Origin of the sequence: Streptomyces sp. NPDC002698, from assembly GCF_042888945.1 — a bacterium.
Classification (GTDB): Bacteria; Actinomycetota; Actinomycetes; order Streptomycetales; family Streptomycetaceae; genus Streptomyces.
This window is the reverse complement of the sequence record NZ_JBIAQM010000021.1, coordinates 103,825-124,885: the sequence shown is the minus strand read 5'-3', so window position 1 is coordinate 124,885 and position 21,061 is coordinate 103,825. Positions and strand designations below refer to the sequence as shown.

The window sequence follows — 21,061 nt, the reverse complement described above, 5'->3', positions numbered from 1 at the left end:
CCGGTGATCAATGCGAGGATCCATGAGTGTCAGTCAGGTTCGTCAACTCCCCCACACCAGGAGGTCGTTGTGTTCAGAAGCCGGGCACCCCTCGCTGCCGCGCTGCTCGTGCTCGCCCTCGCCGGCTGTGACGCGGACACCGGCGACAGGTCCGCTGCCGGCGGCGGACCTTCGGTGATCGTCCCCGGCGCGCCGGGCGAGGAGAACCGCACGCTCTCCGCCGGCGAGGCGGCAGCGCAGCGCGCCGATGACGACACCCCCAACTCGGCCGACGTGTCGTACGCCCGGATGATGATCCAACATCACACCCAGGCACTGGAGATGACCGGGCTCGTCCCGGACCGCGCCCGGTCGGGGGACCTCGAACGCCTCGCCCTGCGTATCTCCGCGGCCCAAGGCCCCGAGATCGAGGCCATGCGGGGCTGGCTGAAGACACACGGCGAGACGGAGACCGGGGACGCCGGGGGCCACCGGCACACCGGGATGCCGGGAATGGCGACCGAGGCCCAGTTGAAGGAGTTGCGCGCGGCCCGCGGCGCGGACTTCGACGCTCTCTTCCTCACCCTGATGATCACTCACCACGAGGGAGCCGTCACCATGGCCACCGACGTCAAGGCGCAGGGCAACAACCTGCTGATCGAGGAGATGGCCGACGACACGGTGGCCCAGCAGACCAGCGAGATCACCCGCATGCGCGCGATGCTCTAGGGCCGTCGTTCGGATCCTGTCGTTCGGATCCTGTCGTCTGGGTCATGCGGTGGGACGCGGGGCAGGGTACCGATCGGTATCCTCCCCCGAGCGTCCACCGCTCGTCGCTTCTGCGCGGAGCGGGCGTCCGCCCGGTGTGCGGGGCCCGTGAGCTGCGCCTACCGTGGCTCGCATGGGCGATGCGGTGGAACTCGAAGCGGCCGGCAGGAGTGTTCGTCTGTCCAGCCCGGACAAGATCTTCTTCCCGGAGCGCGGGTTCACGAAGCTGGACCTCGCCCAGTACTACCTCGCGGTCGGCGACGGCATCCTGCGCGCCCTCCGCGACCGTCCCACCACGCTGGAGCGCTACCCGGACGGGGTGACCGGCGAGTCCTTCTTCCAGAAGCGGGCGCCCAAGAACATGCCCGACTGGATCCCGACCGCCCGCATCACCTTCCCCAGCGGCCGCGGCGCCGACGAGATGTGCCCCACCGAGCCCGCCGCCGTGCTGTGGGCCGCGCAGTTCGGCACGCTCACCTTCCATCCGTGGCCGGTCCGCCGTGACGACGTCGACCGCCCCGACGAACTGCGCATCGACCTGGACCCGCAGCCCGGCGCGGACTACGCGGACGCGGTACGCGCCGCCCACGAACTGCGCGAGGTCCTGCACGAGTACGGCGGTCTGCGGGGCTGGCCCAAGACCTCCGGGGGCCGCGGACTGCACGTCTTCGTGCCGGTCCGGCCGAGCTGGACCTTCACCCAGGTGCGCCGGGCCGCCATCGCCGTCGGGCGCGAGCTCGAACGCCGTATGCCCGATCAGGTCACCACCGCCTGGTGGAAGGAGGAGCGGGGCGAGAAGATCTTCGTGGACTACAACCAGACCGCTCGCGACCGCACCATGGCCTCCGCCTATTCCGTACGGCCCCGCCCGCACGCCCCGGTCTCCGCTCCGCTGCGCTGGGACGAGGTGCGGGACGCCAGGCCCCGGGACTTCGACCTGGCGACCATGCCGGCGCGCTTCGCCGAACTCGGCGATGTGCACGCCGACATGGACGACCACGCCTTCTCCCTGGAGGCACTGCTGGAACTCGCCGACCGCGACGAGCACGACCACGGCCTCGGCGACCTCCCGTACCCGCCCGACTATCCGAAGATGCCGGGCGAGCCCAAGCGGGTGCAGCCGAGCCGCGCGAAGCACGAGGACGCCGCGCCGCAGGACGAGTGATTCCCCGGGCGGCCCCCGTCCGGGCGGTCGTGCCCGGCTGTTCGGGACCCTCTCCGGCCCGGGCCGGACGGCGCGACTCCCGTGACGGCGGGGCGACTTCGGCCGCCGCGCACGCGAACTCCGTCCGGGCGCCCGCGCCATCGGCCCGCGTGCCATCGGTCCGCGAGTCGACGGCCGCGGGGCGGATGCGGCGGTCGGCCGATCGCACGGGGCTCCGACTCCCGCCCCGACTCCCGCCCCGGGTCGGGGAACGGGCCGGCACTCTCGCCGCCGAGGCGCCCCGCGGCGGGATCGGTTCGAGCCGTTCTCGGTGATCGGGGAGCACTTCCACAGCGCGAGCGGCCACGCGGCTATCCTGATCCGCATCCGCCGAGGAGGTGCCCTGAGGTGACCGAGACAGTGTCGCGCCCCACGCTGGAGGCCGTGGCAGCGCGGGCCGGGGTCTCCCGGGCCACCGTGTCACGAGTCGTGAACGGTGGGGACGGGGTCCGTGAACCGCTCGTCGAGCGCGTGCGCCGGGCCGTCGAGGAACTCGGGTACGTTCCGAACCAGGCCGCCCGCAGCCTCGTCACCCGGCGCCACGACGCGGTCGCCGTCGTGATCGCCGAGCCGGAGACCAGGGTCTTCGCCGACCCCTTCTTCGCACTCCAGCTCCGCGGCATCAGCAAGGAACTGACAGCCAACGACTCCCAGCTCGTCCTGCTGCTCACGGAAGGCCGCGACGACCACGCCCGCGTCGCCCGCTATCTCGCCGGCGGCCACGTCGACGGCGCGCTCGTCTTCTCGCTGCACCTCGACGACCCGCTGCCGGGCCTGATCCACGGCGCGGGTGTGCCGACCGTGTTCGGCGGACGGCCCGGCTGGGGCGACGGCGTCCGCGAAGCCGTCTACGTCGACTGCGACAACCGCGGCGGAGCCCGCCAGGCCGTTCGCCACCTGATCGGACTCGGGCGGACGCGCATCGCCCACATCACCGGGGCCCTCGACCAGACGTCCGCGGTCGACCGGCTCGACGGCTTCCGGGACGTCATGGCCGACGCCGATCCGGCGCTCGTCGCGCAGGGCGACTTCACCCCCGCCGGCGGCGAACGCGCGATGCGGGAACTGCTGGAGCGCCGCCCCGACGTGGACGCGGTGTTCGTGGCGAACGACCTGTCGGCGCTCGGCGCGCTGCGCGTGCTGCGCGAGCACGGGCGCCGGGTGCCCGAGGACGTGGCCGTGATCGGCTTCGACGACATGCTGCCGATCGCCGAACAGGCGGATCCACCCCTGACGACGGTGCGTCAGGACATAGAGGAGATGGGCCGGTTGATGGCCCGGCTGCTGATCCGCGGGCTGGAGGGCAGGGCGGCCGGGGACACGGCGCCCGAGGCCTCCGGAGTGGTCCTGCCGACGACGCTGGTGCGACGGGCCTCGGCGTAGGACCGGAGCACCCTCGGCACGGGGCTGACGGGCTTCGGCCCCGCGCGGGTCCGCCCGCCGGGGGCGTCAGCTCTGCTGAGGTGCGCTCTTGATCACCGCGAGACGCGCCCCGTACGGATCGGCGAGCTTGGCGATGCGGCCGACGCCCTCCATGTCCGTGGCGGGCATACGGACCGTACCGCCGAGTTCCCCGGCCTTGGCGACCACGGCGTCCGCGTCGGGGACCTCGATGTACGGCAGCCAGTACGCGCCGGTCCTCGCCTCGACCGGGTCGTCGGCGAGCGGGACGAGGCCGCCGAACATGTCCTCCTCCTCGGTGTCCGCCGGGTTGACGCAGGTGTAGGTCCCGCCCGGGAACTGGGCCGACGTCGTCTGCCACCCGAAGACGGAGTTGTAGAACCCGGCGGCCGCCGCGATGTCCGGTGTGCAGAGCTCGACCCAGCACAGGGAACCCGGGTCGCCGGCCATGCCCAGGCCCTTGGTCCGGCCGGGCTGCCATACGCCGAAGACCACGCCCGCCTGATCGGCGAGCATCGCCATGTGTCCCTCGCCCATCACGTCCATGGGCGGCATGAGCACCGTGCCCTTGTGCTGTTCGACCACCTTGGCGGTGGCTTCGGCGTCGGCGGTCTGGAAGTAGACGTTCCAGGACGGCGGGCCCTGCTCGGCGGTGATCTGCATGCCCCCGGCCACGGTCTTGCCGTCGGCCTGGAAGAAGCCGTAGCCACCGGCGTCCGGCCCCGCCGATTGGAACCGCCAGCCGAAGAGGCCTCCGTAGAAGGCGATGGCGCCCTCGATGTCGGTGGTACCGACATCCAGCCAGTTCGGGGAGCCGTTGACGAACCTGGTGGTGAGCATGATTGCCCTCCTTCGAGGGGTCCCGTTGCCTTTGGTGCCGAGTCTTCCACCGCCCACTGACAATCGCCGTGGAGACGCGCGAACCACCCGGATCGGCGGTGCCCGTCACTTAAGGTGTCCGACGGGCTTCGTCCTGTCGCCGGGTCCTCCCGCGCGCCGCCGTGCCCGAGGCCTCCCGCGGGGCCATCATCGAGGCCGCCGGGAGCCTTGGTACGTCGCGTTGATCCCGCGTTGATCGAACGTTTTTCGCCGTCGGGCAGGCTCTTGGCCATGTACTCGGTAACCATCACTCCGTCCGACCTCGCCTGGCAGGAGCAGGCGTTGTGTGCGCAGACGGGGGCGGACTTCTTCTTTCCCGAGCCGGGCAGCTCGGTGCGCGAGGCGAAGCGCATCTGCGGGATGTGCGAGATGCGTCCCGCGTGCCTCGACTACGCGCTGAGCAACGACGAACGTTTCGGCGTGTGGGGCGGACTCTCCGAGAAGGAGCGTCTCGGCCTGCGACGCGCCCTGGAGTGACACGAGCCCCCGCGCGGCGTCGGCCGCGCGGGGGCTCGGAGATCGGGTCCCGGGACGCCCGTGGACGCGCCGGGGAGAGCGGCGCCCCGAAGGCCGGGGCGGCCGTACTCGCGGGAGGGGCTACGCCGTGGCGCGGGCCGCCATCCGGGCCTTGCGGGCGGCGAGCTTCTCGTCGAACTTCGAGGCCTCGGCGTCGAGGCCGCCCATGAAGTAGCCGAGCTCCTCCTGCGCCTTGAGGCCCTCGGGGCCGAGGCCGCCGATCTCCAGGACCTTGAGGTGACGCAGCACCGGCTGGAGCACGTCGTCGTGGTGGATGCGCATGTTGTAGACCTCGCCGATGGCCATCTGCGCGGCCATGCGCTCGAAGCCGGGCATGCCGTGACCGGGCATCCGGAAGTTGACGACGACGTCGCGGCAGGCCTGCATGGTCAGGTCGGGGGCGAGCTCGAACGCGGCCTTCAGGAGGTTGCGGTAGAAGACCATGTGCAGGTTCTCGTCGGTCGCGATGCGCGACAGCATGCGGTCGCAGACCGGGTCGCCCGACTGGTGACCGGTGTTGCGGTGCGAGATGCGGGTCGCCAGCTCCTGGAACGCGACGTACGCGACCGAGTGCAGCATCGAGTGGCGGTTGTCCGACTCGAAGCCCTCGCTCATGTGCTGCATCCGGAACGCTTCGAGCTTGTCCGGGTCCACCGCGCGCGAGGCGAGCAGGTAGTCGCGCATCACGATGCCGTGCCGGCCCTCCTCCGCCGTCCAGCGGTGCACCCAGGTGCCCCAGGCGCCGTCACGGCCGAAGAGGGACGCGATCTCGTGGTGGTAGCTCGGGAGGTTGTCCTCGGTGAGCAGGTTGACGACGAGCGCGATCCGGCCGATCTCGGTGACCTTGGACTGCTCCTTGTCCCAGGCCTCGCCGTCCTCGAAGAGGCCGGGGAAGTTACGGGCGTCGCTGAAGGGCACGTACTCGTGCGGCATCCAGTCCTTGGCCACCTTCAGGTGGCGATTCAGCTCGGTCTCGACGACTTCCTCCAGCGCGTACAGCAGGCGAGCGTCGGTCCAGGCTGCTGCCGGGCTGCCGAGGTCGGGGGAAGTGATCGTCACGGGTGCTCCAGGGAGGGACGGGACAACGAGCGGAAAACCAAACCTACGGCATCGTAGGCTACGTCTCCGTAGGTTACGACTCCGTAGGTTAAGGAGCCTGTAAAGGTCTCTGACCAGCGGTGTTACAGGCGCGGACACCCCTCTTCCCGGCGCACACCGGAGAGGCCCGGGGGCGTCGGGGGCCCGGGGCCGTACGGATGGTTCGCTCACTCGGTCAGACGTACAGCTCCCGGAGCCGCACCGAGAGACATGTCACACAGCCCTCGAGCTTCTCGAACTCGCCGATGTCCACCACGACCGGTTCGTGGCCGAGGCCGGCGAGCAGTTCGGCGGTCTTCGGGGCGGACGACGCCATCAGCAGCTTGCCGCCGCCCAGGAGCACCACGTGCGCCCCGGACTCCTCCGGCACCGCCAGGAAGCGCGGGAACAGGGAGGGGGTGTCCACGAGCGGCTCGTACCCGATCACCGTCCCGTCGGGCAGCGCGGTGACCGCCGACTTCAGATGCAGCACCTTGCTGACGGGAACGGCGACGACCCGTGCCCCGAGCGGTTCGAAGACCGCGCGCAACTGCTGGATGCCCGCCGCGTTCGTCCGGCCGCCGCGGCCCGCGTAGATGGTGTCGCCCACCTTCAGGATGTCGCCCCCGTCGAGAGTGCCCGGATCCCGGATCCGGTTCACCGAGCAGCCGAGGCGCGTCACGGCCTCCTCCACCCCCGGGGTCTCGGCGCGGCGGGACCCGGCGCCCGGGCGGGCGATGAGGGCGACGTTGCGGAAGACGACGACGGCGTCCTCGACGAACACCGAGTCCGGACAGTCCTCGGCCGGGTCCACCTCCACGGTCTCCCAGCCGTGCGTACGCAGTGCCCCGGTGTACGCCTCCCACTGCTCGACCGCGAGACCGACGTCCACCGCCGTGCGTTCCACGTGCGTCACCAGCCCCTCGGCGAGGCGGGGGCCGGGCCTGCGTACGAGCGCTTTCTGACGGGGCACGGGCGGGTCTCCGAATCGGCTGGGGGTGTCGGCGCGACATCATGCAGCGTGGTTCGCGCGCAAAAGCCCCGGCCCGACGCCGGGCGCGCCGCCCACCCCCGACGCTAGGCCGCCTCCGCTCCCCGCACTATGAGGAATACCCGACAGTTTCCGGAGCGATTTCTTTCAGTTCTCCTCCTTCCAGCAGCAGCCGTCGCGTGATGCCGATCGACTTCAGGAACGGCATGTCGTGGCTGGCGACGATCAGGGCCCCTTCGTACGACTCCAGGGCCGTGGTGAGCCGGCGGACGCTCGCCATGTCGAGGTTGTTCGTCGGCTCGTCGAGCAACAGGAGCTGCGGGGCGGGGTCGGCCAGCATCAGGGCCGCGAGCGCCGCGCGGAAGCGTTCGCCGCCGGAGAGCGTCGCCGCCTGCTGGTCGGCCTTCGCCCCCTTGAACAGGAAGCGGGCGAGACGGGCCCGGATCCGGTTGTCGGTGGCGGCCGGTGCGTACCGGGCCACGTTCTCGGCCACGCTCAGATCGTCGTCCAGGACGTCGAGCCGCTGTGGCAGGAAGCGCAGGGGCACATGGGCGAGCGCCTCCCCGGACACGGGGTCCAGCTCCCCGGCGATCGTGCGCAGGAGTGTCGTCTTGCCCGCTCCGTTGCGCCCGACGATCGCGACGCGTTCGGGTCCGCGAAGATCGAACACGCCGTTCACCCGCGAGCCGTGCTGCAGCTCCAGCCGGTCGAGGGTGAGGACGGTGCGCCCCGGCGGTACGGCCGTGTACGGCAGGTCGATCCGGATCAGATCGTCGTCGCGTACGGCCTCCACCGCCTCGTCGAGACGCTCCTTCGCCTCGCTGAGCCTGCCCTCGTGCAGGAGCCGGTGCTTGCCCGCGGACTCCTGGGCCGACCGCTTGCGCGCTCCCATGACGATCTTCGGCTCACGCTTCTGCTCGGCCATCTTCTGCCCGTACCGCCTGCGCCGGGCCAACTTGACCTGAGCGTCGATCAGTTCGCGCTTCTGTTTCTTCAGATCGGACTCGGCGACGCGCACCATGCGCTCCGCCGCCTCCTGTTCGGCGGCGAGCGCCTCCTCGTACGCGGAGAAGTTCCCGCCGTACCAGCCGACCTCGCCGGAGTGCAGATCGGCGATCTGGTCGGCCAGGTCGAGGAGTTCGCGGTCGTGACTGACCACGACCATGACCCCGGACCAGGCCTCCACGGCCGCGTACAGCCGTCGTCGCGCGTACAGGTCGAGGTTGTTGGTGGGCTCGTCGAGCAGGAGGACGTCGGGCCGGCGCAGCAGGAGCGCGGCCAGTCGCAGCAGCACCGACTCGCCACCGGACACCTCACCGACCGTGCGGTCCAGGTCGATGTGCCCGAGGCCGAGTTCGCCGAGGGTCGCGCGGGCCCGCTCCTCGACGTCCCAGTCGTCGCCGACGACGTCGAAGTGCTCCTCGGACACGTCACCCGCCTCGATCGCGTGCAGGGCGGCGCGGACCGCGCGGATGCCGAGTGCCTCGTCGACCCGCAGCGCGGTGTCGAGGGTGACGTTCTGCGGCAGATGACCGACCTCGCCCGCGACCCGGACGGAGCCGTCGGCCGGGGTGAGTTCTCCGGCGATCAGCTTCAACAGGGTTGATTTGCCCGATCCGTTGACGCCGACGAGTCCGGTGACACCCGGTCCGAAGGCGACCTGGAGACCGTCGAAGACGTCGGTGCCGTCGGGCCAGGCGAAGGACAGGGAGGAGCAGGTGATGGAGGTGGGGAACGTTGACATGAGGGCCTCGCGATTGCTGGATGCGGTCGGGGGTACGCGTACGGGACACCGCGAGGCGACGACGATCCGGTTCGGAGGAGAGCGAGAGGAAGGCTCCGCACCCAAGGACGGCTCGAACACCGAGGTCGCACGCTGCGCACACACGGGTCCGACAGGACCGGACGTGTGTGACGCGGTGTCTCAGACCTCAGACGAGCAACGTCCTTCTCCATTCGACGGCAACAGAACCGCTTTACACCGTAGGGGCGGCCCCGAGGGCTGTCAAAGGATTAACGCGCCCCACCGACGAACCGAGGAGACCTCGTGCCGAACGGCCCGCTCTCGTTGCCCGCCCGGCTCTACCTCCTGGCGTGGGACACCACGAAACGGAGCATCACCGGGTCCACCCACCTCCACCACCTGGTGCGCGCCGGTGCCCTCACCGAACTCGCCCAGCGCGGCCTCCTCGTCGACGACGACGGCATCGTCACCCCCGTCGACGCCGACTCCCGGACCGGGGACGTCGTTCTCGACGGACTCCTGGAACTCGTGTCGGAGTCCCTGCCCCGCGGGTGGAAGCCGTGGGTCACCTCACGGGCCCGGGTCACCCTGGACGCCGTCCGCGCCCAGCTCGCCGCCGACGGATATCTGCGCGCGGAGCGCAAGCGGGTGTTCGGGATCTTCCCGTCCGTCGAGTACGAGCTGGACCGGGTGCCCGTGGTGGAGGCCCTGCGCGGGCAGGCGCGCGAGGTGCTGGAGGGACCGGTGCCCGTCGCCGACGTCGGTGACCGCGACGCGGCCCTCGTCGCCCTGGCCACCGCGGCCGAGCTCCGCACCTTCGCCTCGCCCAAGGAGCGGGCGCTCCACAGGGCCCGCATCGACGAGCTCACCGAACGCGGCGGAGCGGCGGCTCCCGCCCTGAGGAAGGTCATCCAGGACGTCCGTACGGCGGTGGTCGTGGCGGCGGCGACGGCTTCCGCCAAGGCGGCCACGGCGACCACCACGGCGAACTGAGCCGGCGCGGCCGAGGCGTGCCCCGGGGAGCGCGGGTTCCCGGGGCGTCGTGCCGCCCGGCAAGGAGTCACCGTCGAGAGGCGGCCGGACGCCCCGCGACGGGGACCCCTTGAGGCGCGTCCCCGCGACGGGGACCCGTTCGGGCGTGCCGCCCGGCAGCGGGATCCGGAGGCGTGGTGCCGTCCGGCGGGAGGTCCCAGGACGGCGGCGCGCCCTCACGTACACGTCGGTTTCCTGCCAGCTCCCTCCGTGCCGGCCGTGCTTGGGTTGCCCCATGACCCGTACCGAGCGACTCCGCGACTCCGCCCTCGCCTTCCGCGCCCTGCACGTGCCCGGCCGCCCCCTCGTCCTGGCGAACGCCTGGGACGCGGTGAGCGCGCGGATCGTCGAGGAGGAAGGCGCCGCGGCGGTGGCGACGACCAGCGCGGGCCTCGCCTGGGCCCTGGGCACGGCGGACGGCGACCGGCTGGACAGGGACGACTCGCTCGCGGCCGTCGCGCGGATCGCCTCGGTGGTCCGGGTACCGGTCAGCGCGGACATCGAGAGCGGGTACGCGCCCGACGCCCAGGGCGTGGGGGACACCGGCCGCGCGGTGCTCGCGGCGGGCGCGGTGGGCGTGAACATCGAGGACGCCCTCTACGGGGAGGGAGCCGGCCCGCTGCGGCCGCGGGCGGAGCAGGCGGAGCGCATCGCGGCGGTCCGCGCGGCCGCCGACGCGGCGGAGGTGCCCCTGTTCGTCAACGCCCGCGTCGACACGTTCCTGTGCGGCGCGGGCGGGGTGGAGGAGACCCTGGAGAGGGCCGCCGCCTTCCTGGCCGCGGGCGCCGACGGCGTCTTCGTGCCCGGAACCGTCGATCCGGCGACCGTGAAGGCACTCGTCGAGGGCATCGAGGGCCCGGTGAACATCCTGGTGGGCCCCGGGGCGCCGTCCGTGGACGAGCTGGCCGCACTCGGCGTGGCCCGGATCAGCGCGGGGTCGAGCATCGCGGCGGCCGCGCACGGCCTGGTCCGGCGCGCCGCGCGGGAGCTGCTGGGCGAGGGGACCTGCGAGACCCTGACCGGCGGGTTCGACTACGCCGGACTCAACGCCCTGATGGGGCGCACCGGCTGACCGCACCCGCGCCGCTTCAGCAGGTGCCCCGCATGAGCTCCTCCAGATCGCGGTCCAGGTCCACCTGGAGGTGCTCCAGACCGACCGGCACCAGCTCGGTGGTCTGCTGGAGGAAGTTCCGCACCTCACCCGAGCGCACATGGACCACGGCGGTGCCCTCGGGAGCGTGGAACTCCAGCACGGTGCGGTCGAAGCCGTACGGCCGCACCCGCACGTCGCCGTGTCCCACCGGGTCCTCGAGGCCCGACACGAGCAGTTCGCGGGCGAAGGTCCAGCAGACCTCGATGCCTTCGAGCGTGGCGGGGGCCGGGAAGGTCATGCGGACGGCGAACGGGTCGGTCCGGTCGTAGTGGAGCGTGGCCGGAATGCTCGGCATCCGCGGCGCGGCGGCGACGAGGCGGGCCTCTACGGGCTGCTCGATGACGGTGGACAACGCCTTGCTCCCTTGTGACGGCTGGACGAACTCCGGGCGGATGAAGCCGGTCAATTGAAGAGACGGAAGAATGACCCGGCGCGTGCACCTCTGACCCGAGTGACCTCTGTCACCGAGGTGATGCACCGAGAGATCCACTTTCTCCGATCCGGGTGATCCTTTCCGTTTCGCACTCACCCGACACCGAAGAGGACACCCCGGCGGCCTCCCAGGTTCCCGCCGGAGGCCATCTGGACGCGATCGGGGGAGTGCACTAGCTTCCCCCGCCATGAGGGCCTTGGGGAAGACGCGACGCACGAGGCGAACGGCAGGCACGGGACCGGCGGTGGCCGCACTCGCCGCGGCGCTCGTGGTGGCGGCACCGGCGGTGGCGGCACCGGCACAGGCGCACGGCACGGTACGGACCCCGCACTGGGCGCTCAAGGACAGCGGCACGGACGCGCGCCTGCGGGGGCTGTCGGCCGTCAGTAGGGACACCGCGTGGGCGGCCGGTTCGAAGGGCACCGTGCTGCGCACCACCGACGGCGGCGCACTCTGGCGGAACGTGTCGCCGCCCGGCGCCGCGGACCTGGAGTTCCGCGACATCGAGGCGTTCGACGCGCGGCGTGCCGTGGTCCTGGCCATCGGCGAGGGCGATGCCTCCCGCGTCTACCGGACCGAGGACGGCGGTGCCACCTGGACCGAGTCCTTCCGCAACACCGACCCCAAGGCCTTCTACGACTGCCTCACCTTCCTCGACCGGCGGCACGGCCTGGCGATGAGCGACCCGGTGGACGGCAGGTTCCGCATCCTGTCGACCGGCGACGGCGGCCGCTCCTGGAAGGTGCTGCCGAGCGACGGGATGCCCGCCGCGCTGGACGGCGAGGCGGGCTTCGCCGCGAGCGGTCAGTGTCTGGTCGGTTCGGGGCCCCGCGACGTGTGGCTGGCCACGGGAGGGGGCGCACGCGCGCGTGTGCTGCACTCCGCGGACCGCGGACTGACCTGGACCGCCACCGACACCCCGGTCCCCGCGGGCGATCCGGCGCGCGGTGTCTTCGCCCTCGCCTTCCGTGACCGCGTCCACGGAATCGCGGTCGGCGGCGACTACCGCGCCGACCAGGCCTCGCCGAGGGCCGCGGCGCTCACCCCCGACGGCGGCCGCAGCTGGACCACCGCGGACCGGCCCCCGCCCGCCTACCGCTCCGGCGTCACCTGGCTGCCGCACAGCCGCACCGCCGCGCTCGCGGTCGGCCCCACCGGCACCGACCTGACCACCGACGGCGGGCGCACCTGGCGCACCCTCGACACCGGCTCGTACGACACCGTGGACTGCGCCCCGGACCTGGGCTGCTGGGCCTCCGGCGAGAAGGGACGGGTCGCGCGGCTGGAGCGCTGAGGCGCGGGGAGGGCCCGCGGCCGAGGGGCTCTCGTGACAGCGCTCCGGGCCCGGTGCCGTCTTCGTGGCCACCGAGCCGGCCCTGGGGCGGCTTCGTGGACCGGCGCCGCCGACGGCCGGAACGCGTCCGGCGGGACCTTCCCCGCGCGAGGCGCCCCACGCGGTCCCGGACGCGGCCCGGCCCGTAGGCTCGTCCGCATCATGACGATCGTGAGGATTCCCGCGGGCTGGCCCGTCACCGAGGAACAAGCCCGCGCCGTGCAGGACGAGTTGCGCGAGCGCGTGGTGCTCGACGAGCCGGGCCCGCCGCCCGGCACCGGCCGGGTGACGGGCGTCGACGTCGCCTACGACGACGAGCGGGACGTGGTGGTCGCGGCGGCCGTCGTCCTCGACGCGGCGACCCTCGACGTCGTGGCGGAGGCCACCGCCGTAGGCCGGGTCTCCTTCCCGTACGTCCCCGGACTGCTCGCCTTCCGCGAGATCCCGACCGTCCTGGCCGCGCTGGAGGCCCTGCCCTGCCCGCCCGGCCTGGTCGTCTGCGACGGATACGGACGCGCCCACCCGCGCCGTTTCGGCCTCGCCAGTCACCTCGGCGTCCTCACCGGGCTCCCCACGATCGGGGTCGCCAAGAACCCGTTCACCTTCTCCTACGAGGAGCCGGGCGTCCGGCGCGGCAGCGCCTCACCGCTGCTCGCGGGCACCGAGGAGGTGGGCCGCGCCGTGCGCACCCAGGACGGGATCAAGCCCGTGTTCGTGTCCGTCGGCCACCGTGTGGACCTCGGCAACGCCTGCGCCCACACCCTCGCGCTCACCCCGAAGTACCGCCTGCCGGAGTCCACCCGCCGGGCGGACTCCCTGTGCCGCACGGCTCTGCGACAGGCGACTTCCTGACTCCACGCGCCCGTCGCCCCGGGCCACCTGCCCCGGCGGACGCGGGTTCCTCCAGCTGTCTGCCGCGGTCCTAGCGGCGGCCCAGGAACTCGGCGATCCGCGTGAACCCGTCGGCGCCGTGGCCCAGGTCGATGGCTCGCCGGACCACGGCCTCGGCCGCGCGCATCACGCCCGCGTCGATGCCGTGCGCCTCGGAGGTGTGGACGATGTGCGCCATGGAGGACACGGCCGAGGTGATCGGGTTGCCCTCACCGGGGTAGTCACCGTTGTCGGCCTCCTGCGCGGTCGCTTCGAAGATCGGCGGGAGGATGTCGCCGATGCCCTTGGCGAACGGTGCCAGTTCCCGCGCGGTGATGCCTTCGGCCCGCGCCACCGCCAGCGCGTGCGCGTAGCCCGCCATCGCGGTCCAGAAGATGTCGAGCAGCGCGATGTCGTACGCCGCCGCCCGGCCGATCTCCTCGCCGAGGTGGGTGTGGGTGCCGCCCAGCGCCTGGAGGACGGGCCGGTGCTCCCTGTAGAGCTCCTCCGGGCCGCTGTGGATGAACACCGCGGCGGGCGTTCCGATGGTCGTGGCCGGCGTCATGACCGCGCCGTCCAGGTAGCGGACACCGTGCTCGGCCGCCCACGCCGCGGTGTCCCGGGCCCGGCCCGGGGTGTCGGCGCTCAGATTGACCACCGTGCGCCCCTTGAGCGCGCCCGTGACCGCCTCTCGCCGCAGAACGGCGTCCACCGCGTCGTAGTTCACCACGCAGACCACGGTCACCCCGCTGGCCGCGACCGCTTCCTCGGCCGACGGGGAGCCGGCGGCGCCCCGCGCGACCAGCTCTCGGTCCCGGCCCGGTGTCCGGTTCCAGACCGTGGTGCGCAGGCCGGCGTCCAGGAACGCGCCCGCCAGGGATCGGCCCATCGGCCCCAGGCCGAGGACGGTGACGGTGACGGTGACGGCAGACTGTTCAGTGCGTAAGGACATGGCTCGACTCCCGTAGAAATATTGGCGATCCGTACTGAAATGAAGGGGATGGCGATGACGCGCAGTCGTGCTCAGGACCCGAATGTCTGTGGGGTGACCGCCGCGATCGCGGTGATCGACGGAAAGTGGAAGACGGTTCTGCTCTGGCTGCTGGAATCCGGTCCCCACCGTCCGGGCGAGCTGCTGCGTCGGCTGCCGGGCCTCAGCGAGAAGGTGCTGACCCAGGCGCTCCGGGAGATGGAGGCCGACGGACTGGTGCACCGGGAGGTGTACGACGTACTTCCGTTGAAGACCGTGTACTCCTTGACGGAGTTCGGCCGAGAACTCTCCGAGGCGCTGGCTCCCCTCTCCGACTGGGGCCACCGTCGTCTGGAGAAGCTCACCGAGGCTCAGTCGGCCTCATGACGCATCACCCCGCCATCCGCGTCCCACCGTGTTCTTGCGACCTCCGGCCGCTCCACCAGGGTCGCCCGGCCGAGGCCCCTCGCCAAGTACCCACAAAAAGGTGGCCACCGCGGGGCGGATCTCCGGTGCACGCGGCGAGCGGCGGCGACACGCCCCGGGGCGGGGTGCGACCCGGACGACTCCGCCCGGGACGGCGACAGGGCGGCGAGGTACGGGACGGTGACAGAGCGGCTAGGTACGGGACGGGCGCTCCAGCAGATGGTTTCCCCCGGCTCGCCGCGCCTGTCGGCCCGCCTGCGCTCCTGAGTACGGCTTCTGAGTACCCGTACGGATGTACGGCCGCGCCGCGACCGGCAGGCTGATCCGCATGACGACACATCAGGCCCCGAAGCCCTCCGCCGAACCCGCGCGGCCCGTCGGGCGGGCGGTGACGGCCGCGCTGGCCCTCGCCGTTCCGGCCGGCCTGGCCTGGACGGCCGGGATGATCTACACGGTGATCGCCTGGGCGTCGTGAGGACCGGGCGGCCCTCACGAACGCACCGGGCGGACGTCAGCGGCTAGCGCACCGCCGCCACCCGGAAGGTGATCCCCGCCGCGACGAGCCGTTCCAGCAGCGCGTCGCCCATGGCCACCACGGGCGTGACCTGACCGGACGTCTTCGGCAACTCGTCGAGGGCCAGGGACAGGGCGGACTCGGCGAGCATCTTCGCGGTCTCCCCGTAGCCGGGGTCGCCTCCCGACACCTCGGTGAACACACGCAGGCCGCCGCCCTCGCCCACGAACCGCACCGAGAACCAGCTCTTGGCACGGCGTGCGGCGCTCGGCCCCTCGCCGGGCTTGAGCCGGTCGGACAGCCAGCGGCGCGCCGGCGGAAGCTGGGCCGCGGCGAAGAGCGCGCTCACCCCGGCGACTCCGCCGAGGGCGATGGGCAGCCGCTCGACGGCCGCGTAGTGGCGGTAACGGAAGTCCGGCCCGTACCGCGCCAGGGCCCGCGCCGAGCGCTGCACCACCTGGGCGTCGATCGTGGGCAGCGGCAGGGCCCACGCCCCGACCTCGGGGGCGAACCGCGGCGCTCCCAGCGGGGCCTCGACCCGCCGGCCCATCAGGCGCGGTTCGTGGTGCCTGCGCTCCCGCGCCGCGGCGAGCATGTGCCGGCCGCGAGCGAACTGGTTGAGTGCCGAGGCGAACGTGCCGCCCGAGAACATCGCCTGGGAGCGGACGAATCCCTCCACCCTCAGCGGCACGTCCTCCGGGAGCTGCCGCACGGTGAAGTAGACGCCCAGGTCGTGCGGAATCGAGTCGAAGCCGCAGGCGTGCACGAGCCGCGCGCCCGTCTCCCGCGCGCGTGCGTCGTGCCGCACGTACATCAGGTCCACGAACTCGGGCTCGCCGGTCAGGTCCAGGTAGTCGGTGCCGGCGTCCGCGCAGGCGGCCACCAGCTCCTCCCCGTAGGTGATGTACGGCCCCACGGTCGAGGCCACCACGCGCGCCTGCCGGGCGAGTTCGCCCACCGAGTCCGGGTCGGTCACATCCGCCCGCAGCACACCGGGCGCGCCGCCGAGCCGCTCCCGCAGCCGTTCCAGTTTCTCGGCACTGCGCCCGGCGATCGCCCACCGCAGTCCCTCGGGCGCGTGGGCGGCCAGATACTCCGCGGTGAGCTCCCCGACGAACCCCGTGGCTCCGAAGAGCACGATGTCGTACGCGCGGTCCGGCTCGTTCACCCTGCTCATGACACCCTCCACCCCTGTGGGCTGCGCTCGAACGTGCGGTCCGCGCCACGTCGTGCGCGAAGCGCCGTTGTCGGTGGCTGAGGCTAGCGTGAGGTACGAACAGTCGGACGACGAGGTCGCACGAACAGGCCGGAGGATGCCGTGACCGTGTCGAAAAACGCGCTGAAAAAGTGGCAGAAGGTGCGTGGGTTCGCGCTCGGCCTGCCCGGTGCGTCGGAGGAGTTCCCCTGGGGCGAGACGGTCGCGAAGGTCAACAAGAAGGTTTTCGTCTTCCTCGGTCTCGACGACGGCAGTTACCCGCTCGGCGTCACGGTCAAGCTCAAGGACGAGGCGGCGCACGCCCACGCGCTCACCTCGCCGGGTGCGCAGCCCGCCGGATACGGCCTGGGCAAGGCCGGCTGGGTGCGGGTGCCCCTGGAGGAGCAGGGGGCCCCGGCGGCGGAACTGCTGTGCGACTGGGTCGAGGAGAGCTATCGCGTCATAGCACCCAAAAGGCTGATCGCGGAGCTGGACGGGCGCTGATCGCGATGCCCGGGCCGACGGGGCGGCGACACCGGTCCCGGTCCCGGAGCCGCTCCCGATCCCGGAATTTAACTAAGCGCTTGCTCGCCAAGGGCTTGCCCGGAGTGGAACACGTTCTTAACATCACTGATGTCACATCAGTGGTGTCACAGTGCTGGGGGCTTGATGACAGCGGCAGGAACGCCGGGGCACGGTCCCCTCGCCGGGGTGCGCGTGGTCGAGCTGGCGGGCATCGGTCCCGGCCCGTTCGCCGCCATGCTGCTGGCCGACCTCGGAGCGGACGTCGTCCGGGTGGACCGGCCCGGCGGCCCCGGGCTCGGGGTCGACCCGGCCCACGACATCACCAACCGCAACAAGCGGTCCGTGATCATCGACCTCAAGGCCGAGGACGGCGCGTCCCGCGTCCTCGACCTGGCCGAACGGGCCGACATCCTGATCGAGGGCTACCGCCCCGGCGTGGCCGAGCGGCTCGGCGTGGGCCCCGAGGACTGCCGGGCCCGCAACCCGGCGCTCGTCTACGGCCGGATGACGGGATGGGGCCAGGAAGGCCCGCTCGCCCAGCGCGCCGGGCACGACATCGCCTACATCGCGCTCACCGGCACCCTCGGGATGATCGGCGACCCGGACAGGCCGCCGGCGGTCCCCGCGAACCTCCTCGGCGACTACGCGGGCGGCTCGCTCTACCTCGTCGTCGGCCTCCTCGCCGCCCTGCACCACGCGCGGGCGACCGGCACCGGCCAGACCGTGGACGCTGCCATCGTCGACGGCACCGCGCACCTCTCGACGATGATCCACGGCATGATCGCCGCGGGCGGCTGGCAGGACCGGCGCGCCGCCAACCTCCTCGACGGCGGGTGCCCCTACTACGGCACCTACGAGACCGCCGACGGCCGGCACATGGCCGTCGGCCCCCTGGAGCAGCGGTTCTACGACCGGTTCGTCGACCTGCTCGGTATCCCCGAACTCGGTCCCGCCCACAAGGACCCGGCGCGCTGGGAGGAACTGCGCACGGCGGTCGCCGACCGCTTCAGGACCCGTACGAGAGACGAGTGGACCGCCGTCTTCGAGGACACCGACGCGTGCGTGGCACCGGTCCTGTCCCTGCGCGAGGCGCCCGGACATCCGCATCTCGCCGCCCGGGGCACGTTCGTGGACCACGGAGGCATCACCCAGCCCGCCCCCGCTCCGCGCTTCTCGGCCACCCCCACCTCGGTCCGCGGCGGACCCGCTCTGCCGGGCGCGGGCACGGCGGACGTGGCCCGTGACTGGGACGTACCCCGGCTGACGAAGGACGGCGGCTGATGGGCTCGCGACGGCCGCTAGTGCCGCGGCAGGCAACGTTCGCCCCGTCGCGACGCCCGGCACGCTCCCCCAAGCTCTCCGAGCAGGGGGCACCCCCACTCGCCGCACCGGCCGAAAGCCCAAGTACATCCAGTACGAGGACTTCCGGCCGGCACACCGAGAGCACGCTCCCCCAAGCGCTCGGCTTCGCTCGAGCAGGGGGGACCCCCATGACGCCGCTCCTTGACGGGCAAACGTTGCCTGCCGCGGCACTAGCTCCCGGCCGGGGCCCGGCCCCCGCACGCGCCTGCGCGAGCCCCGGCACCGCCCTCCACGCAGGTTTCCGTACGCACTCCAGGAAGGCGCTTCCCGCATGAAGCGGCAGATCTTCACCGCCGAGCACGACGCGTTCCGCGAGACCGTGCGCACCTTCCTCGCCAAGGAGGTGCTGCCCCACTACGAGCAGTGGGAGAAGGACGGCATCGTCTCCCGCGACGCCTGGCGGGCGGCCGGGAAGCAGGGCCTGCTCGGACTCGCCGTGCCCGAGGAGTACGGAGGCGGCGGGAACACCGACTTCCGCTACAGCGCCGTGCTCGCCGAGGAGTTCACGCGCGCGGGAGCGGCCGGTCTGGCCCTCGGACTGCACAACGACATCATCGGTCCGTATCTGACGGACCTCGCCACCGAGGAGCAGAAGCGGCGCTGGCTGCCCGGCTTCTGCGACGGCTCGATCATCACCGCGATCGCGATGACCGAGCCCGGCGCCGGCTCCGACCTCCAGGGCATCAAGACGCACGCCGAGGACAAGGGCGACCACTTCCTGCTCAACGGCTCCAAGACCTTCATCTCCAACGGCATCCTCGCCGACCTGGTGATCGTGGTCGCGAAGACCACCCCCGAGGGCGGTGCGCGCGGACTGTCGCTGCTCGTCGTCGAGCGGGGCACGGAGGGCTTCGAGCGCGGCCGCAACCTCGACAAGATCGGCCAGAAGTCGCAGGACACCGCGGAGTTGTTCTTCAACGACGTCCGCGTGCCCAAGGAGAACCTGCTCGGCGAGCTCAACGGCGCGTTCGTCCACCTGATGACGAACCTCGCGCAGGAGCGCATGGGCATCGCCGTCGCCGCCATCGCCGGGGCCGAACACCTGCTGGAGATCACCACCCGGTACGTGAAGGAGCGCGAGGCGTTCGGGCGGCCGCTCGCGAAACTCCAGCACATCCGCTTCGAGATAGCCGAGATGGCCACCGAGTGCGCCGTCACCCGCACCTTCCTCGACCGCTGCATCGTCGACCACTCGGACGGCGAACTCGACGCGGTGCACGCCTCCATGGCGAAGTGGTGGGCCACCGAACTGCAGAAGCGGGTCGCCGACCGGTGCCTCCAACTGCACGGCGGCTACGGCTACATGACGGAGTACCGGGTCGCACGGGCCTTCACCGACGGACGCATCCAGACCATCTACGGCGGGACGACCGAGATCATGAAGGAGATCATCGGCCGCTCCCTGCTCGGCTAAACCCTCCTCGAAAGGCTTACCAGTGAGCACCGAAGCGTACGTGTACGACGCGATCCGCACCCCGCGCGGACGCGGCAAGCAGAACGGCTCCCTGCACGGAACCAAGCCCATCGACCTCGTCGTCGGGCTCATCCACGAGGTGCAGCGCCGCTTCCCGGGCCTCGACCCGGCCGCCGTCGACGACATCGTGCTCGGTGTCGTCGGCCCGGTCGGCGACCAGGGCTCCGACATCGCCCGGATCGCGGCCATCGCCGCCGGACTGCCCGACACGGTGGCCGGCGTCCAGGAGAACCGCTTCTGCGCCTCGGGCCTCGAAGCCGTCAACATGGCCGCGATGAAGGTCCGTTCGGGCTGGGAGGACCTCGTCCTCGCGGGCGGCGTCGAGTCGATGTCACGGGTGCCGATGGCCTCGGACGGCGGCGCCTGGTTCGCCGACCCGATGACCAACCTGGCCACCAACTTCGTGCCGCAGGGCATCGGCGCCGACCTCATCGCCACCATCGAGGGCTTCTCCCGCCGCGACGTCGACGAGTACGCGGCCCTCTCCCAGGAGCGTGCCGCCGCGGCCGTGAAGGACGGCCGCTTCGAGCGGTCGGTCGTCCCCGTCAAGGACCGCGCCGGTCTCACCGTCCTCGACCACGACGAGTTCCTGCGCCCCGGCACCACCGCCGACTCGCTGGCGAAGCTGAAGCCGTCGTTCGCCGACATCGGTGAGCTGGGCGGCTTCGACGCGGTGGCGCTGCAGAAGTACCACTGGGTCGAGAAGATCGACCACGTCCACCACGCGGGCAACTCCTCCGGCATCGTGGACGGCGCCTCGCTGGTCGCCATCGGCTCCAAGGAGGTCGGCGAGCGCTACGGCCTGACCCCCCGCGCGCGGATCGTCTCCGCCGCCGTGTCCGGCTCCGAGCCCACCATCATGCTCACCGGCCCCGCCCCCGCCGCCCGCAAGGCGCTCGCCAAGGCCGGCCTGACCATCGACGACATCGACCTCGTCGAGATCAACGAGGCCTTCGCGGCCGTCGTCCTGCGCTTCGTGAAGGACATGGGCCTGTCGCTGGACAAGGTCAACGTCAACGGCGGCGCCATCGCGCTGGGCCACCCCCTCGGCGCCACCGGCGCGATGATCCTCGGCACCCTCGTCGACGAACTGGAGCGCCAGGACAAGCGCTACGGCCTCGCCACCCTGTGCGTGGGCGGCGGCATGGGCATCGCCACGATCGTCGAACGCGTCTGACCTTCCCAACGGATCAAGGATCTACGGAGCATCCCCTG

At 72.0% G+C, this 21,061-nt stretch carries 21 protein-coding genes; 14 read left to right on the top strand and 7 right to left on the bottom strand.

Features of this window, described 5'->3' with window-relative positions:
• Nucleotides 1-69 precede the first annotated feature (69 nt).
• From ACFYW9_RS26790 to ACFYW9_RS26780, 3 genes are all read left to right on the top strand, one after another.
• Nucleotides 70-708, top strand: coding sequence for a DUF305 domain-containing protein (locus ACFYW9_RS26790; RefSeq protein ID WP_389155210.1), 639 nt, complete (start codon nucleotides 70-72; stop codon nucleotides 706-708).
• 172 nt (nucleotides 709-880) lie between these two features.
• Nucleotides 881-1,912 carry a non-homologous end-joining DNA ligase gene (ligD, locus tag ACFYW9_RS26785; RefSeq protein ID WP_389155207.1) on the top strand — a complete coding sequence of 344 codons (1,032 nt, stop codon included), beginning with the start codon at nucleotides 881-883 and terminating at the stop codon, nucleotides 1,910-1,912.
• A gap of 387 nt (nucleotides 1,913-2,299) precedes the next feature.
• Entirely contained in the window at nucleotides 2,300-3,334 is a 1,035-nt protein-coding gene (locus ACFYW9_RS26780) for a LacI family DNA-binding transcriptional regulator (RefSeq protein WP_389155204.1), read from the top strand.
• Between the two features lie 66 nt (nucleotides 3,335-3,400).
• On the opposite strand, the gene ACFYW9_RS26775 is transcribed toward ACFYW9_RS26780, so the two are convergent.
• Entirely contained in the window at nucleotides 3,401-4,192 is a 792-nt protein-coding gene (locus tag ACFYW9_RS26775; protein WP_389155200.1) for a VOC family protein, read from the bottom strand.
• A gap of 270 nt (nucleotides 4,193-4,462) precedes the next feature.
• On the opposite strand from ACFYW9_RS26775, the gene ACFYW9_RS26770 reads away from it, so the two are divergent.
• Nucleotides 4,463-4,708 carry a WhiB family transcriptional regulator gene (locus tag ACFYW9_RS26770; RefSeq protein ID WP_351873286.1) on the top strand — a complete coding sequence of 82 codons (246 nt, stop codon included), beginning with the start codon at nucleotides 4,463-4,465 and terminating at the stop codon, nucleotides 4,706-4,708.
• Between the two features lie 120 nt (nucleotides 4,709-4,828).
• Here the strand turns inward: ACFYW9_RS26770 and ACFYW9_RS26765 are convergent, their stop codons facing one another.
• The 3 genes from ACFYW9_RS26765 to ACFYW9_RS26755 form a co-directional block, all read right to left on the bottom strand.
• On the bottom strand, nucleotides 4,829-5,806 hold the full coding sequence (locus tag ACFYW9_RS26765; RefSeq protein WP_389155195.1) for an acyl-ACP desaturase: 978 nt from the start codon (nucleotides 5,804-5,806) through the stop codon (nucleotides 4,829-4,831).
• A gap of 214 nt (nucleotides 5,807-6,020) precedes the next feature.
• The gene (gene ddaH, locus ACFYW9_RS26760) at nucleotides 6,021-6,797 is read right to left on the bottom strand and encodes a dimethylargininase (protein ID WP_389155192.1); all 777 of its coding nucleotides are present in this window, start codon (nucleotides 6,795-6,797) and stop codon (nucleotides 6,021-6,023) included.
• 127 nt (nucleotides 6,798-6,924) lie between these two features.
• A complete protein-coding gene (locus ACFYW9_RS26755) occupies nucleotides 6,925-8,559 on the bottom strand; it encodes an ABC-F family ATP-binding cassette domain-containing protein (protein ID WP_389155189.1) in 1,635 nt (544 codons plus the stop codon).
• A gap of 303 nt (nucleotides 8,560-8,862) precedes the next feature.
• Here ACFYW9_RS26755 and ACFYW9_RS26750 point away from each other — a divergent pair, with 303 nt between their 5' ends.
• Nucleotides 8,863-9,552, top strand: coding sequence for a GPP34 family phosphoprotein (locus tag ACFYW9_RS26750; RefSeq protein WP_351873297.1), 690 nt, complete (start codon nucleotides 8,863-8,865; stop codon nucleotides 9,550-9,552).
• A gap of 274 nt (nucleotides 9,553-9,826) precedes the next feature.
• Nucleotides 9,827-10,663: an isocitrate lyase/phosphoenolpyruvate mutase family protein gene (locus ACFYW9_RS26745; RefSeq protein WP_389155184.1), complete on the top strand. Its 837-nt coding sequence runs from the start codon at nucleotides 9,827-9,829 to the stop codon at nucleotides 10,661-10,663.
• 16 nt (nucleotides 10,664-10,679) lie between these two features.
• Here the strand turns inward: ACFYW9_RS26745 and ACFYW9_RS26740 are convergent, their stop codons facing one another.
• Nucleotides 10,680-11,096: an SsgA family sporulation/cell division regulator gene (locus ACFYW9_RS26740; protein WP_351873303.1), complete on the bottom strand. Its 417-nt coding sequence runs from the start codon at nucleotides 11,094-11,096 to the stop codon at nucleotides 10,680-10,682.
• A gap of 268 nt (nucleotides 11,097-11,364) precedes the next feature.
• Here ACFYW9_RS26740 and ACFYW9_RS26735 point away from each other — a divergent pair, with 268 nt between their 5' ends.
• Nucleotides 11,365-12,471, top strand: coding sequence for a WD40/YVTN/BNR-like repeat-containing protein (locus ACFYW9_RS26735; RefSeq protein WP_389155180.1), 1,107 nt, complete (start codon nucleotides 11,365-11,367; stop codon nucleotides 12,469-12,471).
• A 201-nt stretch (nucleotides 12,472-12,672) separates the two neighbouring features.
• Nucleotides 12,673-13,362: an endonuclease V gene (locus ACFYW9_RS26730; protein ID WP_389155177.1), complete on the top strand. Its 690-nt coding sequence runs from the start codon at nucleotides 12,673-12,675 to the stop codon at nucleotides 13,360-13,362.
• A gap of 70 nt (nucleotides 13,363-13,432) precedes the next feature.
• Here the strand turns inward: ACFYW9_RS26730 and ACFYW9_RS26725 are convergent, their stop codons facing one another.
• Nucleotides 13,433-14,332 carry an NAD(P)-dependent oxidoreductase gene (locus ACFYW9_RS26725; RefSeq protein WP_389155174.1) on the bottom strand — a complete coding sequence of 300 codons (900 nt, stop codon included), beginning with the start codon at nucleotides 14,330-14,332 and terminating at the stop codon, nucleotides 13,433-13,435.
• A 54-nt stretch (nucleotides 14,333-14,386) separates the two neighbouring features.
• Here ACFYW9_RS26725 and ACFYW9_RS26720 point away from each other — a divergent pair, with 54 nt between their 5' ends.
• Complete coding sequence (locus ACFYW9_RS26720) at nucleotides 14,387-14,737, top strand: winged helix-turn-helix transcriptional regulator (RefSeq protein WP_389155171.1); 351 nt, start codon at nucleotides 14,387-14,389, stop codon at nucleotides 14,735-14,737.
• 367 nt (nucleotides 14,738-15,104) lie between these two features.
• Nucleotides 15,105-15,251, top strand: coding sequence for a morphogenic membrane protein MmpA (gene mmpA / locus ACFYW9_RS26715; RefSeq protein WP_351873317.1), 147 nt, complete (start codon nucleotides 15,105-15,107; stop codon nucleotides 15,249-15,251).
• Between the two features lie 43 nt (nucleotides 15,252-15,294).
• Here the strand turns inward: mmpA and ACFYW9_RS26710 are convergent, their stop codons facing one another.
• On the bottom strand, nucleotides 15,295-16,467 hold the full coding sequence (locus ACFYW9_RS26710; protein WP_351873319.1) for a saccharopine dehydrogenase NADP-binding domain-containing protein: 1,173 nt from the start codon (nucleotides 16,465-16,467) through the stop codon (nucleotides 15,295-15,297).
• Nucleotides 16,468-16,608: 141 nt separating this feature from the next.
• Here ACFYW9_RS26710 and ACFYW9_RS26705 point away from each other — a divergent pair, with 141 nt between their 5' ends.
• From ACFYW9_RS26705 to ACFYW9_RS26690, 4 genes are all read left to right on the top strand, one after another.
• Nucleotides 16,609-16,989 (top strand): MmcQ/YjbR family DNA-binding protein, encoded by a 381-nt coding sequence (locus tag ACFYW9_RS26705; protein WP_351873322.1) that lies wholly within the window; start codon nucleotides 16,609-16,611, stop codon nucleotides 16,987-16,989.
• A gap of 165 nt (nucleotides 16,990-17,154) precedes the next feature.
• Entirely contained in the window at nucleotides 17,155-18,291 is a 1,137-nt protein-coding gene (locus ACFYW9_RS26700) for a CaiB/BaiF CoA transferase family protein (RefSeq protein WP_389155166.1), read from the top strand.
• 352 nt (nucleotides 18,292-18,643) lie between these two features.
• Nucleotides 18,644-19,786, top strand: coding sequence for an acyl-CoA dehydrogenase family protein (locus tag ACFYW9_RS26695; RefSeq protein ID WP_351873328.1), 1,143 nt, complete (start codon nucleotides 18,644-18,646; stop codon nucleotides 19,784-19,786).
• 22 nt (nucleotides 19,787-19,808) lie between these two features.
• Nucleotides 19,809-21,023: an acetyl-CoA C-acetyltransferase gene (locus ACFYW9_RS26690; RefSeq protein WP_351873331.1), complete on the top strand. Its 1,215-nt coding sequence runs from the start codon at nucleotides 19,809-19,811 to the stop codon at nucleotides 21,021-21,023.
• The last annotated feature ends 38 nt before the right edge of the window (nucleotides 21,024-21,061 follow it).

What these genes read in the sequence shown, in the direction of transcription:
- ligD (WP_389155207.1), top strand. Translation starts at nt 881, where the DNA reads ATGGGCGATGCGGTGGAACTCGAAGCGGCCGGCAGGAGTGTTCGTCTG.
- ACFYW9_RS26775 (WP_389155200.1), bottom strand. Translation starts at nt 4,192, where the DNA reads ATGCTCACCACCAGGTTCGTCAACGGCTCCCCGAACTGGCTGGATGTC.
- ACFYW9_RS26770 (WP_351873286.1), top strand. Translation starts at nt 4,463, where the DNA reads ATGTACTCGGTAACCATCACTCCGTCCGACCTCGCCTGGCAGGAGCAG.
- ACFYW9_RS26755 (WP_389155189.1), bottom strand. Translation starts at nt 8,559, where the DNA reads ATGTCAACGTTCCCCACCTCCATCACCTGCTCCTCCCTGTCCTTCGCC.
- ACFYW9_RS26745 (WP_389155184.1), top strand. Translation starts at nt 9,827, where the DNA reads ATGACCCGTACCGAGCGACTCCGCGACTCCGCCCTCGCCTTCCGCGCC.
- ACFYW9_RS26735 (WP_389155180.1), top strand. Translation starts at nt 11,365, where the DNA reads ATGAGGGCCTTGGGGAAGACGCGACGCACGAGGCGAACGGCAGGCACG.
- ACFYW9_RS26730 (WP_389155177.1), top strand. Translation starts at nt 12,673, where the DNA reads ATGACGATCGTGAGGATTCCCGCGGGCTGGCCCGTCACCGAGGAACAA.
- ACFYW9_RS26725 (WP_389155174.1), bottom strand. Translation starts at nt 14,332, where the DNA reads ATGTCCTTACGCACTGAACAGTCTGCCGTCACCGTCACCGTCACCGTC.
- ACFYW9_RS26720 (WP_389155171.1), top strand. Translation starts at nt 14,387, where the DNA reads ATGACGCGCAGTCGTGCTCAGGACCCGAATGTCTGTGGGGTGACCGCC.
- mmpA (WP_351873317.1), top strand. Translation starts at nt 15,105, where the DNA reads ATGACGACACATCAGGCCCCGAAGCCCTCCGCCGAACCCGCGCGGCCC.
- ACFYW9_RS26710 (WP_351873319.1), bottom strand. Translation starts at nt 16,467, where the DNA reads ATGAGCAGGGTGAACGAGCCGGACCGCGCGTACGACATCGTGCTCTTC.
- ACFYW9_RS26700 (WP_389155166.1), top strand. Translation starts at nt 17,155, where the DNA reads ATGACAGCGGCAGGAACGCCGGGGCACGGTCCCCTCGCCGGGGTGCGC.
- ACFYW9_RS26695 (WP_351873328.1), top strand. Translation starts at nt 18,644, where the DNA reads ATGAAGCGGCAGATCTTCACCGCCGAGCACGACGCGTTCCGCGAGACC.